The sequence below is a fragment of the Sphingomonas sp. 8AM genome (assembly GCF_902506455.1).
In the GTDB taxonomy this organism is placed as follows: Bacteria; Pseudomonadota; Alphaproteobacteria; order Sphingomonadales; family Sphingomonadaceae; genus Sphingomonas.
The window spans coordinates 1,024,749-1,038,231 of the sequence record NZ_LR733844.1 but is presented as its reverse complement, the minus strand read 5'-3'; the positions used below and the strand labels follow the sequence as shown (position 1 = coordinate 1,038,231).

12 protein-coding genes and 1 tRNA gene are annotated in these 13,483 nt (G+C 66.9%); 10 read left to right on the top strand and 3 right to left on the bottom strand.

Going from position 1 to position 13,483, the window contains the following annotated elements; genetic code table 11:
* The first annotated feature begins 111 nt into the window (after positions 1-111).
* The 3 genes from BACI71_RS05190 to BACI71_RS05180 all read left to right on the top strand — a co-directional run bounded on the left by BACI71_RS05190 (position 112) and on the right by BACI71_RS05180 (position 3,407).
* Entirely contained in the window at positions 112-756 is a 645-nt protein-coding gene (locus BACI71_RS05190; protein WP_159755943.1) for a DUF47 domain-containing protein, read from the top strand.
* A gap of 18 nt (positions 757-774) precedes the next feature.
* Positions 775-1,788, top strand: coding sequence for an inorganic phosphate transporter (locus BACI71_RS05185; protein WP_159755940.1), 1,014 nt, complete (start codon positions 775-777; stop codon positions 1,786-1,788).
* A 167-nt stretch (positions 1,789-1,955) separates the two neighbouring features.
* Positions 1,956-3,407, top strand: a complete 1,452-nt coding sequence (locus BACI71_RS05180; protein WP_236552821.1) for a DUF4403 family protein — start codon at positions 1,956-1,958, stop codon at positions 3,405-3,407.
* A 121-nt stretch (positions 3,408-3,528) separates the two neighbouring features.
* On the opposite strand, the gene BACI71_RS05175 is transcribed toward BACI71_RS05180, so the two are convergent.
* Together BACI71_RS05175 and BACI71_RS05170 are read right to left on the bottom strand one after the other, a co-directional pair.
* A complete protein-coding gene (locus tag BACI71_RS05175) occupies positions 3,529-4,215 on the bottom strand; it encodes a hypothetical protein (RefSeq protein ID WP_159755934.1) in 687 nt (228 codons plus the stop codon).
* 391 nt (positions 4,216-4,606) lie between these two features.
* Positions 4,607-6,094, bottom strand: coding sequence for a replicative DNA helicase (locus BACI71_RS05170; RefSeq protein WP_159755931.1), 1,488 nt, complete (start codon positions 6,092-6,094; stop codon positions 4,607-4,609).
* 85 nt (positions 6,095-6,179) lie between these two features.
* Here BACI71_RS05170 and BACI71_RS05165 point away from each other — a divergent pair, with 85 nt between their 5' ends.
* Genes BACI71_RS05165 through BACI71_RS05155 form a run of 3 tightly spaced genes read left to right on the top strand, consistent with a single transcriptional unit; the run spans position 6,180 to position 7,807 of the window.
* Positions 6,180-6,662: a UPF0262 family protein gene (locus BACI71_RS05165; RefSeq protein ID WP_159755928.1), complete on the top strand. Its 483-nt coding sequence runs from the start codon at positions 6,180-6,182 to the stop codon at positions 6,660-6,662.
* Positions 6,663-6,693: 31 nt separating this feature from the next.
* Positions 6,694-7,368 carry a glycoside hydrolase family 25 protein gene (locus BACI71_RS05160; RefSeq protein ID WP_236552820.1) on the top strand — a complete coding sequence of 225 codons (675 nt, stop codon included), beginning with the start codon at positions 6,694-6,696 and terminating at the stop codon, positions 7,366-7,368.
* A complete protein-coding gene (locus tag BACI71_RS05155; protein ID WP_159755922.1) occupies positions 7,361-7,807 on the top strand; it encodes a cytidine deaminase in 447 nt (148 codons plus the stop codon). Before BACI71_RS05160 ends, BACI71_RS05155 begins: the two co-directional genes overlap by 8 nt.
* A gap of 478 nt (positions 7,808-8,285) precedes the next feature.
* On the opposite strand, the gene BACI71_RS05150 is transcribed toward BACI71_RS05155, so the two are convergent.
* A tRNA-Leu gene (locus tag BACI71_RS05150) sits at positions 8,286-8,369 on the bottom strand.
* 107 nt (positions 8,370-8,476) lie between these two features.
* On the opposite strand from BACI71_RS05150, the gene acs reads away from it, so the two are divergent.
* From acs to BACI71_RS05130, 4 genes are all read left to right on the top strand, one after another.
* Positions 8,477-10,405 carry an acetate--CoA ligase gene (acs, locus tag BACI71_RS05145; RefSeq protein WP_159755919.1) on the top strand — a complete coding sequence of 643 codons (1,929 nt, stop codon included), beginning with the start codon at positions 8,477-8,479 and terminating at the stop codon, positions 10,403-10,405.
* A gap of 83 nt (positions 10,406-10,488) precedes the next feature.
* Entirely contained in the window at positions 10,489-11,337 is an 849-nt protein-coding gene (purU, locus tag BACI71_RS05140; protein WP_159755916.1) for a formyltetrahydrofolate deformylase, read from the top strand.
* Positions 11,338-11,398: 61 nt separating this feature from the next.
* Complete coding sequence (locus BACI71_RS05135; protein WP_159755913.1) at positions 11,399-12,373, top strand: glycoside hydrolase family 43 protein; 975 nt, start codon at positions 11,399-11,401, stop codon at positions 12,371-12,373.
* Between the two features lie 73 nt (positions 12,374-12,446).
* Positions 12,447-13,355 (top strand): alpha/beta hydrolase, encoded by a 909-nt coding sequence (locus BACI71_RS05130; protein ID WP_443018495.1) that lies wholly within the window; start codon positions 12,447-12,449, stop codon positions 13,353-13,355.
* Positions 13,356-13,483 lie beyond the last annotated feature (128 nt).

Here is a 13,483-nt window from a genome sequence, read left to right as displayed (position 1 = left end):
CCGGAGTCACGTAATTGTCTTACATGACGTGCACGGGCCGGCTTGGCGTCCCGGCACGTTCGTGCTTGGGGCGGCGCGTCTATTCTTGCAAAACGTTCGGGATGGAGTTTGATGTTCGCCTGGTTCCAGCGACTGTTGCCGAAGACCGGCAATTTCTTCGAGCAATTCGAAGGACATGCCGCAATCGGCCTGGCCGCCGCGCGCGCCACTGCGAAGCTGCTGGAGGGCGGGCCGGAACGGCCCGCGCTGCTCGTGGAGATCAACAAGCGCGAGAATGAGGCCGATGAGATCACGCGCGACGTGCTGAAAAGCGTCCGCGCGACGTTTCTGACGCCGTTCGATCGTGGCGCGATCACTGCGCTGATCGGCGCGCTGGACGACACGATCGACGAAATGTACGCCGCCGCCTCGGCGATCGACCTGTACGGACTGACCGAATATGCCCCCGAGATGCGCGAGATGGCGCAGGCGGCGGTCGATGCCGCCGGGCTGGCGGTCGAGGCGATGCCGCTGCTGCGCGACGTCAGCCGCAACGGCCCGCGTCTGCACGAACTGACCGAGCAGCTGATCCGGCTGGAAGGCCGCGCCGACGATTGCCACGCCGCCGGACTGCGCCGCTCGCTGGAGCAATATGGCAAGAACGACACGCTGCGTTTCGTTGTCGAGCGTGAAATCTACAAGCATCTGGAGCGGATCCTCGATGCCTTCGAGGATGTCGCCGACGAGATCGACGGCATCGTCATCGACCACGCCTGACGCCCGGTCGACGCACCCATGCACGAACTCGCCTTTCCGTTGCTGGTCGGCCTGATCCTGGTCGCACTCGCGTTCGACTATCTCAACGGGCTGCACGACGCCGCCAATTCGATCGCAACGGTGGTCGCGACGCGGCTGCTGTCGCCGGTGCAGGCGGTCCTGTTCGCTGCCTTCTTCAACTTCGCCGCCTATTTCCTGACGCTTGCTTTCCCGAGCCTACATGCCGTCGCCGAGACGATCGGCAAGGGCCTTATCGACAAGGACGTCATCACCCCCGCGGTGATCTTCGGCGCGCTGGGCGGGGCGATGTCGTGGAACGTCATCACCTGGCTCAAGGGCATTCCCTCATCGAGCAGCCATGCACTGGTCGGCGGGCTGATCGGCGCGGGCGTGGCGCACGCCGGGATGACCGGTGTGAAATGGGCCGGGCTCAACAAGACGCTGCTGGCGATCGTGCTGTCGCCGGTGATCGGCATGTTCCTGGCGATGGCGGTGATGCTGCTGTCGAGCTGGGCGCTGCGCCGCTCGACCGCCCCGCAGGCGGAACGCAGCTTCCGCGCGCTGCATCTGGCCTCCTCGGCGGCCTATTCGCTGAGCCACGGGCTCAACGACGCGCAGAAGACGATGGGGATCATCACCGTCCTGCTCTATTCGACCGGCTATTTGACCGGGCCGTTCGAGGTGCCGCACTGGGTGGCGATCAGTTGCTATATTGCGATCGCGCTCGGCACGATGACCGGCGGCTGGCGGATCATCGAGACGATGGGCTCGCGGATCACGCGGCTGTCGCAGCATCAGGGGTTCAGCGCCTCGCTGGCCGGGTCGATCGTGGTGTTCAGCGCCTCGACGCTGGGCATTCCGGTGTCGACGACCCATACGATCACCGGATCGATCATCGGTGCGGGCGTATCGCGGCGTGCTTCGGCGGTGCGCTGGGGCGTCGCGAAGAACGTCGTCGTGGCATGGGTCATCACCATTCCCGCGTCGGCCGTCGTCGGTGCACTGGTCTATTCGACGACGTTGCTGTTCTAGGGCTCAAAGCTCCACCGTCACTGCGAACGTAGCGAAGCTATTGAGGGCCGGATCAGCACGCCCTGGATTGCTTCGCTACGCCGGTAATGACAAACGGTAACATGGATCAAAACCGGTCGTTACGGATTGGTAACGTCACTCAGGGGTCGGAGACCGGCGTGCGGCGCGTGTTGCTCATTTTCGTGCTGCTCGCCGCGGGATGCGCGCGGCATGAGCCCTCCCCTGCGCCGCCGCGTGTCGAAAGCGTGATCGCGCCCTTCCCCGATCAGACCTCGACGATCGTCGTGCCGGTGACCGCACGGCTCGACCAGCTCGAACGCGGGCTCGACAAGCGCACGCCCAAGACGTTGTGGACGATCGACGAACATCGCGACAAGTGCGTCAAGGGCAAGCGCGTCAATCTCGGGATCGGCAAGGTGAAGGTGACCCCCGACCTGGGCTGCCGGCTCGTCGGGCAAGTGACCCGCGGCGCGATCCGTGTCGCAGGCCGCGGCGAGCGGCTCGACATCACCATGCCCGTTTCCGCCGTCATCCACGTCCGCGACATCGGCGGGGTGCTGGGCGAGACGGTGACTGCCCGGGCGCTGGTCCACGCCACCGGCAAGCTGGCGATCGTCGGGAACTGGCAGCCGCGCGCCACGCTCGACCTCGCCTATGACTGGCGCGAGCCGCCGGGGATCGAGATCGCCGGGCAACGGATCACTTTCACCAGCCGTGCCGATCAGAAGCTGAAGCGCGTGGTCGCCAGGCTGGAGCGCGATCTGCCCGACGAGGTGGCGAAGCTCGACCTGCGCACGCAATTGGCGGGGGCATGGCAACACGGCTTTACGGTCCTCGAACTCAGCAAGCGCAATCCCCCGGCGTGGATGCGCGTCATGCCGCGCGCGTTGGGGGTCGGCGGTTACCGGATCGCCGGGCGCGAGCTACAATTGACGCTGGCGGCCGAGGCGCTGACGCAGACGTTCGTCGGCAAGCGCCCGGCGGACCCGACGCCAGCCCCGCTTCCCCCGCCGTCGCGCGTGGCGGGAAAGCCAGGCTTGCGCTTCTTCATCCCGGTGCTCGCCGATTTCGCGCAGCTCGAACCGGTCGTGCTGCGCACGCTGCGCAAGCTGGCCGCCAGAGGCATCTCGCTGACCGGTGTCGGGCCGGTCGATGTCGCGTTCGGCAAGGTGACGGTCTATGCCACAGCCAACAACCGGCTGGCGGTGGGCGTCACCGCGCGCGTGATGCCGCGCGACCGCCGCTTTCCGGCGACCAGCGGCGAGGCATGGCTGACGGCGCAGCCCTATAACGAGGAGAATTCGCAACTGGTGCGCGCGCGCGACGTGCAGCTCGCGGCGGATACCGATTCGGATGCGGTCGACCTGATCGTCAGCCTGCTCGACGCGACGCAGGTTCAGCAGGCGGTGGCGCTGGCGTTGCAGCACGATTTCGCGCCCGATTACCAGCAGGTCCTGGCCAAGGCACAGGCCGCGATCGGTGCACGGCAGGAAGGCGATTTCTTCCTGTCGACCGACGTGACGCGCGTCTCGACCGGCCGGCTGCAGGTGACCGGCGCAGGCCTGTTCCTGCCGGTGCGCGCCGAGGGCGCGGCGCGGATCGCCTATCGGCCGCGGTGACGATCCGACGCTCTACGCCGGATCGACATCTGATACGCACCTGCCTCCTCCCGTCGTCCCGAACGCGATCCGGAATGACGGAAGAAGAACCCCGCCGAAGCGCCGCGGCGCGACCGAACGGTCAGATCCGCCAGCCGAGCGCCACTTGCGCGATCGGCCAGACCTTGACCTTGTCGACATCCTTCTGGAGCGACACGCGCTCGCGCTCCAGCGCGGCCTTGAAGTCGGGATCGTCGCTCAGCGAGCCGGTCGAGCGGAACTGCTCCAGCTTGAACGCGCCCTGGAACAGCACGCCCAGCTCGGCGCCGAAGTAGAAGCCGCGGCGGTTCTGCCCCGCCCAGCCGAGCGACAGCGCCGGCGCGACCTTCTGAGGCGCGGCGCGACCGATGATGCGACCGATCTCGGCCGCGGTATATTCCTCGTCGCCCACGAGCACTTCGCCGCTCGGGGTCAGCTCCAGATCGACGCGGTTACGGTTGATCCGCGCGCCGGCCGACAGGCGGAACGCGCCGCCGAACGGATGGACGTCGGCCATCGCGCCATAGGATTGCAGGCGTAGCGTGGCGTCGTATTTGTTGCCGTCCGACTCGGCGTGCCCGGTGCCGCTCAGGAACCCCGCCGCGGCGCGCACGCCGAGGTGATCGTTGAAGCGCACTCCCACTTCCGGTCCGACCCCCATCGTCCCCGCGGTTACCGCCGCGCGGACATGCGCGCCGCCGTCGGCGTTCTGCGCACCTGCCGGGGCTGCGCCCAGCATCAGCCCGGCCACAACCGCGACCGTCCACATCGTCTTCATCTCGATCCCCATCAGGGCCGCCCCCCGGCGGCGCACGACCGCTCTTGCGCGATCGGGCCCGTCAGGTCTGCGATGATATGCGTTAGCGAAGCGGTAATCTGGCCCATCGTGGCCGCTGTGCCAGGAAGCGGGATGAACGCGCTTGGTTTCCGTCCGCTGCCCTCTCGTCACCCCGAGCGAGACATGGTTCCGCTCGGCACGGCCGTCGACAGGAGGCCGGGCCGTGAGCGAGTTCGGGCGACGGCAGGCAATCGGCGCGTTGGTGCTCCCAGGCCAGATCGACGTTCCACGAGCACCCGCCCTCGTCCGTCATCCCGGATCAAGTCCGGAGCGACGGAGGAGGGAGGCGGTCGATCAGGAATCAGGCCGAACCGTCATAAGAACCCTCGTATGTCGATCGGCCCTAGAAGCCCGCATAATCCGAGAAGCGCGTGATCGTCGGGTCGAATTTGAGCACCACCTTGCCGGTCGCGCCGTGGCGCTGCTTGGCGACGATCAGCTCGGCGAGGCCGTAGACGCGCTCCATATCCGCGGCCCAGCGCGCGTGATCCTCGAACACCTTGGCCTCGTCGCCCTCCATCGGGCGCTTGGGCTCGCGCTGCGCGGTGTAATAATCCTCGCGGAACACGAACCACACCATGTCGGCGTCCTGCTCGATCGAGCCCGATTCGCGCAAATCCGACAGCATCGGGCGCTTGTCCTCGCGGCTTTCGACCGCGCGGCTGAGCTGCGACAGCGCCAGCACGGGCACGTTCATGTCCTTCGCCAGCGTCTTGAGCCCGCGCGAGATCTCCGAGATTTCCTGCACGCGGTTGCCATCGCCCTTGCCCGATCCGGTCAGCAGCTGGAGGTAGTCGACGACGACCAGCCCGATCTCGTTATTGTGCCGCCGCTGGAGCCGGCGGACGCGGGTATGGAGCGAGGCGATCGTCAGGCCGCCGGTATCGTCGATGAAGAACGGCAGATTCTCCAGCTCGGCCGCCGCCGCCGCGAGCTGCTCGAACTCGGCCTTGCTGATCTTGCCCATGCGCAACGCCTCGGAACTGATCCGCGACTGTTCGGCGAGGATACGCGTCGCGAGCTGGTCGGCGCTCATTTCGAGGCTGAAGAAGGCAACCTTCGCGCCGACCGACTTCGACGGCGGGATCCCGTCGCGCATGTCGCGCATCCAGCGTTGCGCGGCGTTGAAGGCGATGTTGGTGGCCAGCGACGTCTTGCCCATGCCGGGACGGCCGGCGAGGATCATGAGATCGCTGTGGTGCATACCGCCGATCTTGGAGTTGATCGAGTCGAGCCCGGTGGTGACGCCGCTGAGATTACCGCCCCAGTTGAGCGCCTTCTCGGCCATCTTGACCGCCATCGTGCTGGCCTGCGCGAAACTCTTGACGCTGTTCTCGGCCCCGCCGTCCGCGGCGACGCGGTACAGCTCTTCTTCGGCAGCCTCGATCTGGGCGCGGGGGTTGACCTCCTCGCTGGTGTCCATCGCGCGATCGACCATCGAGTGGCCGACCGAGACGAGCGTGCGCAGCATCGCCAGATCATAGATCTGAGTGGCGAACTGCCGCGCGCCGATCAGCCCCGCGCCCGAGCCCGTCAGGCTGGCGAGATAGGCGACCCCGCCCAGCTCCTTGATGCCCTCGTCCGCCTCGAACATCGGGCGCAGCGTGACGGGCGTGGCGAGCATGTCCTGCGATCGCAGCGACTTGATCGCGGCGAAGATGCGGCCGTGCACCGGCTCGTAGAAGTGCATCGGCTCCAGCCGGTCGACGATGTCGTCGGCCAGCCGGTTGTCGATCATCATCGCGCCGAGCATCGCGGCCTCGGCCTCGACGTTGCGGGGCAGGTGAACGGGTTCGGCCGAGGCCGGTTGCGGGAATGCCAGAGTCGCCATTTCCCCGGCTATAGCGGATCGAGCCCGGTCACATAACCGGGGATCGGCGTTGTCGCGGCGCGACTTCGGCTTTAACGGGACACGGATGGCCGATCCGCGGATCATCGACATCGAACTCGACGAGCGCACGATCCTGTGGCGCTCGGCGGATATCGAGCAGGAACGGCGGATCGCGATCTTCGATCTGATCGAGGACAATCATTTCGCGCCGCAACGCGAACAGTCCGACGGCTATGCCGGACCGTACCGGGTGAAGCTGGGCGTCGAGGAAGGGCGGCTGGCGATCCATATCGCGCGCGAGGACGGCACGCCGCTGGAGACGCTGGTGCTGGGGCTGGCGCGCTTCCGGCGACCGATCCGCGACTATTTCGCGATTTGCGACAGTTACTTCCAGGCGATCCGCCAATCGACGCCCGCGCAGATCGAGACCGTCGACATGGCGCGGCGGGGGATTCACAACGAGGCGGCGGAGCTGCTCCGCGAGCGGCTGGACGGCAAGATCGCTATCGATTTCGACACGGCGCGGCGGCTGTTCACGCTGATTTGCGTCCTGCACATCAAGGCTTGAGTTACTGATTATGTGGGGTTTGGGACGGCTCGTGCTGGTTCTGGCGGCGTTGGCGCTGGCCGGCGTGGCGGGGTGGCGGCTCGCGGTGCGCTGGGGGCCGGGGGGCGAGAAATACCCGCTGCAGGGCGTCGATGTGTCCGAAAATACGGGCACGATCGTCTGGCCGGTGCTCAAGGGTGCGTCAGGCGCACGCTTCGGCTATGCGGTGGCGACGGTCGGTGCCACGACGCGCGACCGCAACTTTCAGGCGAACTGGGATGCGATGGCGCGGGTAGGGATGAAGCGCGGCGCGGTGCACGTCTTCTCCTTCTGCCAGTCGCCGCGCGTGCAGGGCGACGTGTTCAACACCGTCGTCCCGCGCGACCTGAAGGCGCTGCCCGCCGCGATCGCCTTCGATTACGACGAGACCTGCCCGGATCGTCCTGGGCGCGCCGCACTGGTGACGGGCGTGCGCGCGATGATCGAGCGGATCGAGGCGCATATGGGCAAGCCGGTGATGCTGCGCATTTCGAGCCGCGTCGAGGACGATTACCGGCTGACCGAGGCGCTCGACCGCAAATGGTGGGCGATGGGCAATTTCCTGAAGCCGGGCTATGGCTCGCGGCCGTGGTCCGTGTGGCGCGCCAGTGACATGCGTGGCGTCGACGGGGTCGACGGTCCCGTCAATTGGGACGTGACCGTGCAAGGAGCCTTCGACGATGAGTGACGCGATCCGGCTGATCGCCGCCGCCCGCGCCGCGGCGCGCCATGCCCATGCGCCTTACTCGCGCTTCGCGGTCGGCGCGGCGGTGCTGCTGACCGATGGCAGCGTGGTGACCGGCGCGAATGTCGAGAACGCCAGCTACGGCCTGTCGCTGTGCGCGGAGACGGTGGCGATCGCGACCGTCTCCGCGCAGGGGCGGTTGCGGGAGGTTGTCGCGGTGGGGGTGATCGGCGGGGCGATGGACGCCGAGGGTCACGCGACCGGCGATGAACCGGTGCGGCCGTGCGGACGCTGCCGGCAGGTCCTCAACGAGGCGGCGCAGCTCGGCGGGCGCGATCTGGCGGTGCATTGCGCGGGCGCCGAGGGCGAGGCAGTCGCGAGCTACCGGCTGAGCGAGTTGCTGCCCGATGCGTTCGGGCCGGGGGATCTGGGGATCGCCTAGGTTTCCCTCATCGTCATTGCGGGCGTAGCGAAGCAATGACGGAGGATGGGCTGACACATACCCCGCCCCTCACATGACCACCGCCGCGCAGCGCGACGCAGACATGGGCACCTGCCTTCGCAGGGGCGACGGACTTGGGGCGGGTGTCCGCGGACCAACCCACCGTCGCCCCTGCGGAGGCAGGGGCCTATCTTTGTGTCGTCCGGGTGGGAGGCCTGACACATGCGTCGCCGGGCCCGTGACGATCGGCTCGACAAACTAAACAGTCATGGGCCCCCGCCTGCGCAGGGGCGACGGACTTGGGGCAGATCGGCGGTAGTCCTGTCGCCGTGCCCCTGCGGAGGCAGGGGCCTATCGCTGCTTCGTCCGGGTGAGAGGCCTGACACATGCGTCGCCGGGTCCGTGACCACCGGCTCGACGAACTGAACAGACATGGGCCCCTGCCTTCGCAGGGGCGACCGGCGTCTTTGTTTTGGGGTGGTGCGGGCGGTCGGACTCGAACCGACATGTATTGCTACGGCAGATTTTGAGTCTGCTGCGTCTACCATTTCGCCACGCCCGCGCGTGCGACCGGCGGCGCTATAGGACAGCAATTCGGCGCTGGCTAGGTGTCGATGTCTTGACCCATCCCACCCCTACGCGGCATCGGCATCCGCATAGGAGAGTGGCATGAGCGATAGCGTCTACCCGGCCCCGGCGGGCACCCCCGACAGCATCGATCGCACCGGTGCCGATGCGGCGTGGCAACGCTCGGTCGCCGATCCCGACGCCTATTGGCGCGAGGAAGCGCAGCGGCTCGACTGGATTGCGCCGTTCACGCACGTCAAGGACACGTCGTTCGACGAGGCCGACTTCCGCATCCGCTGGTTCGCGGACGGCGTGCTCAACGTTTCCGCCAATTGCGTCGACCGCCATCTGGAGACGCGTGGCGATCAGGTCGCGATCATCTGGGAAGGCGACGAGCCCGGCGAGACGAAGACGCTGACGTATCGCGAGCTGCACCGCGACATGTGCCGCTTCGCCAACGTTCTCAAATCGCTGGGCGTCAGGAAGGGCGACCGGGTGACGCTGTACCTGCCGATGATCGCGGAGGCGGCGGCGGCGATGCTCGCGTGCACGCGGATCGGCGCGATCCACTCGATCGTGTTCGGCGGCTTCTCCCCCGACAGCCTCGCCAACCGCATCCAGGATTGCGATTCGACGTTGGTGATCTGCGCCGACGAAGGCTGTCGCGGGGGGAAGCGCATTCCGCTGAAGGCCAATGTCGACAAGGCGGTCGCGCGCTGCCCGAGCGTCGAGCATGTGCTCGTCATCCGGCGCACCGGCGGTGACGTGGCGATGACCGAGGGCCGCGACATCTGGCTGCACGATGCGCTGGAAGGGGTGAGCGACGCGTGCGCGCCCGAGCCGATGAACGCCGAGGACCCCTTGTTCATCCTCTACACCTCGGGGTCGACCGGCAAGCCGAAGGGGGTGCTCCACACCACCGGCGGATACCTGCTGTGGGTGACCAAGACCTTCAAGGACGTGTTCGATTATCGCGAGGGCGAAATCTATTGGTGCACCGCCGATATCGGCTGGGTCACCGGGCACAGCTATGTCGTCTATGGCCCGCTCGCGAACGGCGCTACGACGGTGATGTTCGATGGCGTCCCCAATTACCCCGATCACGGGCGGCTGTGGGAGACGATCGACCGGCTGGGGGTCAACATCCTCTATACCGCGCCAACCGCGATCCGCGCGCTGATGCGCGAGGGCGACGATTGGGTGACGCGTCACGATCGCGGGTCGCTGCGGCTGCTCGGATCGGTCGGCGAGCCGATCAACCCGGAGGCGTGGAACTGGTATCACCGCGTCGTCGGCGGCGGGCGCTGCCCGATCGTCGATACCTGGTGGCAGACCGAGACCGGCGGCATCCTGATCTCCCCCCTGCCCTATGCGACCGATCTCAAGCCGGGCTCCGCGACCAAACCGCTGCCCGGCGTGCAGCCGCAGCTCGTCGATGCCGAGGGCGAGGTGCTGGACGGCGCCGCCGAGGGCAACCTGTGCATCACCGATAGCTGGCCGGGGATGATGCGCACCGTCTGGGGCGATCACGACCGCTTCTTCCAGACCTATTTCAGCACCTATCCCGGCAAGTATTTCACCGGCGACGGGTGCCGGCGCGACGACGATGGCTATTACTGGATCACCGGCCGCGTCGACGACGTCATCAACGTTTCCGGGCACCGCATGGGCACCGCCGAGGTCGAGTCGGCGCTGGTCGCGCATGCGCAGGTCGCCGAGGCGGCGGTGGTCGGGATGCCGCACGAGGTGAAGGGTCAGGGCATCTATGCGTTCGTGACGCTCAACAGCGGGGTCGAGCCCTCCGAGGAATTGCGGACCGAGCTGCGGCAATGGGTGCGGAATGAGATCGGGCCGATCGCCAGCCCCGATGCGCTGCAATTCGCGCCCGGCCTGCCCAAGACGCGCTCTGGCAAGATCATGCGCCGCATCCTGCGCAAGATCGCCGAGAACGATACCGGCAATCTGGGCGACACTTCGACGCTCGCCGACCCGTCGGTGGTCGAGACGTTGGTCGCCGAGCGGGTGCGGTAGCGCTTGGGCGATCTGCCTTCTCCCGTCATCCCGGCGACGACGGCAGTTGATGGAAATCAGTAACTGAAACGCAAGGGCGGTCGATGGACGATCTGTATGTGCTGCGGCTGTCATGCCGCAACCGGCCGGGGCTGGTGGCGCGCGTCGCGACCTTCCTCGCCGAGCGTGGCGGCGACATCATGGACGCGCAGCAATTCGACGACCGGCTGAACGAACGATTCCTCATGCGGGTCGTGTTCGCGCTGGCCGGGGCCGACGCCGCAGGGCTCCGCGCCGCCTTCACGCCGGTGGCGACAGAGATCGGGGCGGACTGGACGCTTCAGCCCAAGGCGCGGCTGCCGCGCGTGTTGTTGATGGTGTCAAAGTTCGACCATTGCCTCGGCGACCTGCTCTATCGCCAGCGGCTCGGCGAGTTGCCGATGGCGGTGGTCGGCGTGGTCGGCAACCATCCGCGCGCGGCGCTGACCGTGGACGTCGGCGCGGTGCCGTACCATCATCTGCCGGTTACGCGCGACACCAAGCCGGCGCAGGAGGCGGCGGTGCGCGCGCTGGTCGAGGAGACCGATGCGGAGCTGGTGGTGCTCGCGCGCTATATGCAGGTGCTGTCCGACGAAATGGCCGCGTGGCTGTCGGGCCGGTGCATCAACATCCACCACAGCTTCCTGCCCGGCTTCAAGGGCGCCAAACCCTATCATCAGGCGCACGAGCGCGGGGTGAAGATGATCGGCGCGACCGCGCATTACGTCACCGCCGATCTCGACGAGGGGCCGATCATCGCGCAGGATGTCGAACCGATCGGTCATGCGGATACCCCCGATGACCTGATCCGCAAGGGCCGGGATATCGAACGCCGTGTGCTCGCCGAGGCGGTGCGTCTGCATCTCGACGGGCGGGTGCTGCTGAACGGCGCGCGGACGGTGGTTTTTCGCTGAAGACAGGGGTGACAGCGCCGCGACGTTAGCGCTATCTTGCCGCAAAATGCGGGAGAGAGCGATGGGCGGGTTTCGGCGGGTGGCGTGCGCCATCGGGGCATTGGCGATGCTGGCGGGCGCGAGCGACGCGCCCGGATCGAATCCGATCATCCGCGACAAGTTCACCGCCGATCCTGCGCCGCTGGTCGTCGGTGACCGGCTGTACCTGTATGTCGGGCACGACGAAGCGCAGCGTGACGAGATGTTCAACATGAAGGAATGGCTGGTCTATTCGACCACCGACCTCAAACATTGGACCGATCACGGCGCGATCATGAAGGTCGCCGATTTCAAATGGGCCAAGGCCGATGCGTGGGCGTCGCAGGTCATCCAGAAGAACGGCAAATTCTATTTCTACGCCGCGGTCGAGCACGACAAAACTCACCCCGGCAAGGCGATCGCGGTGGCGGTGTCCGATACCCCGACCGGGCCGTTTCGCGATGCCAAGGGCGCAGCGCTGATCACCAACGAGATGACGCCGAAGGGCACGCACAGCTGGGAAGACATCGATCCGACCGTGCTGACCGACGATGACGGAACGACATGGATCGCGTGGGGCAACCGGCAATGTTATATCGCGAAGCTCAAGCCAAACATGATTGAGATCGACGGCCCGATCACCGAAATCACGCCGCCGCATTTCGAGGAAGGACCGTGGCTGCACAAGCGCGGCAAACTCTATTACCTCACCTACGCCTCGCTCGACCGCAGCAAGCATCGTGACGAGAAGATATCCTATTCCACCGCACCGTCGATCACGGGGCCGTGGACCTATCGCGGCGAACTGACCGGATCGGGCAAATACAGCTTCACGATCCACCCCGGCATCGTCGAGTACAAGAAGAACTGGTACCTGTTCCTCCACAACGCCACACTGGCGATCGGCGATCTGAACGGGTCGATCGGGCGGCGCGCGGTGACGGTCGAGCATCTCCATTACAATGCCGACGGCACGATGAAGCCGGTGGTTCAGACCGACGCCGGCGTGTCGCGCTGAGTGCGCCGCCGTCGGTGAAATGATAACGATAACACGTACGGAGGGAATGATGATGAAGGCAAGGGTCCGGTCAATGGCGCTGCTTGGTGCGATCGCGCTCGGCACGCTCGCGGTGCCGGCGATGGCGCAACAGGACAAGATGACGCCGATCGCGACCCCGGCGCAGCCGGACGCGATCACGCTCGATACCGGGCCGCTGCCCGATGCGCCGAACAAGGAAGCGTGGCACCGCCAATATGGCAGCACCTTCACGCGCAACGTGACGGTCGCGACGTTGACGCCGTTCCTCCCCGCCCCCGGCACCGCGACCGGGGCGGCGGTGGTGGTCGCGCCGGGCGGCGGGTTCCGCACGCTGTCGATGGAGAACGAAGGCTGGGACGTCGCCAGGGCGCTCGCCAAGCGCGGCGTCGCCGCGTTCGTGCTCAAATACCGCCTCAACCAGACGCCTGCCGATATGCCGGGGTTCGAGAAATCGATGGCGGAGATCTTCGGCAGTTCCGCACCGCGCCCGCGCGTCGATCCGACCGCGATGACGGCGCGGCTCGGCCCGCAGATCGCCGACGCGCGCGCCGCCTTCGCGCTGATCCGCCGCCGCGCCGCGGAGTGGAAGGTCGACCCCGACCGGATCGGGATGATCGGCTTTTCGGCCGGCGCGATGCTGACGATGGCGACGACGCTCGCCGGGCAGGACGCGAAGCCGGCGTTCGTCGCCGACATCTACGGCCCGCTCGGCGCGGTCGACGTGCCTGCGGACGCGCCGCCGCTGTTCATCGCGCTGGCAGCGGACGATCCGTTCTTCGCCAATGACGGCATCGGGCTGGTCGACAAATGGCGCGCGGCAAAGCGGCCGGTCGAGTTCCACCTCTACGAACAGGGCGGGCACGGCTTCGGCATGTACCAGAAGCCGACGACCAGCACCGGCTGGTTCGACTCCTACGTCCGGTGGCTGGGGATGCACGGGCTGCTGGCGAAGAAGAAGTAAGCGTCTTCTGAGCCGCCGTCTCTCGACAGAGAGCGGGGCCCCGGATCAAGTTCGGGGCGACGATTGAGAGTGATCGGGTTCGTGCCCCCTCAGGCCGTCGCCCCTGCGCAGGCAGGGGCCTATGTCTG

Coding starts and splice junctions, on each gene's coding strand:
- BACI71_RS05190 (WP_159755943.1), top strand. CDS start 112: ATGTTCGCCTGGTTCCAGCGACTGTTGCCGAAGACCGGCAATTTCTTC.
- BACI71_RS05185 (WP_159755940.1), top strand. CDS start 775: ATGCACGAACTCGCCTTTCCGTTGCTGGTCGGCCTGATCCTGGTCGCA.
- BACI71_RS05175 (WP_159755934.1), bottom strand. CDS start 4,215: ATGGGGATCGAGATGAAGACGATGTGGACGGTCGCGGTTGTGGCCGGG.
- BACI71_RS05170 (WP_159755931.1), bottom strand. CDS start 6,094: ATGGCGACTCTGGCATTCCCGCAACCGGCCTCGGCCGAACCCGTTCAC.
- BACI71_RS05165 (WP_159755928.1), top strand. CDS start 6,180: ATGGCCGATCCGCGGATCATCGACATCGAACTCGACGAGCGCACGATC.
- BACI71_RS05155 (WP_159755922.1), top strand. CDS start 7,361: ATGAGTGACGCGATCCGGCTGATCGCCGCCGCCCGCGCCGCGGCGCGC.
- acs (WP_159755919.1), top strand. CDS start 8,477: ATGAGCGATAGCGTCTACCCGGCCCCGGCGGGCACCCCCGACAGCATC.
- purU (WP_159755916.1), top strand. CDS start 10,489: ATGGACGATCTGTATGTGCTGCGGCTGTCATGCCGCAACCGGCCGGGG.
- BACI71_RS05135 (WP_159755913.1), top strand. CDS start 11,399: ATGGGCGGGTTTCGGCGGGTGGCGTGCGCCATCGGGGCATTGGCGATG.
- BACI71_RS05130 (WP_443018495.1), top strand. CDS start 12,447: ATGGCGCTGCTTGGTGCGATCGCGCTCGGCACGCTCGCGGTGCCGGCG.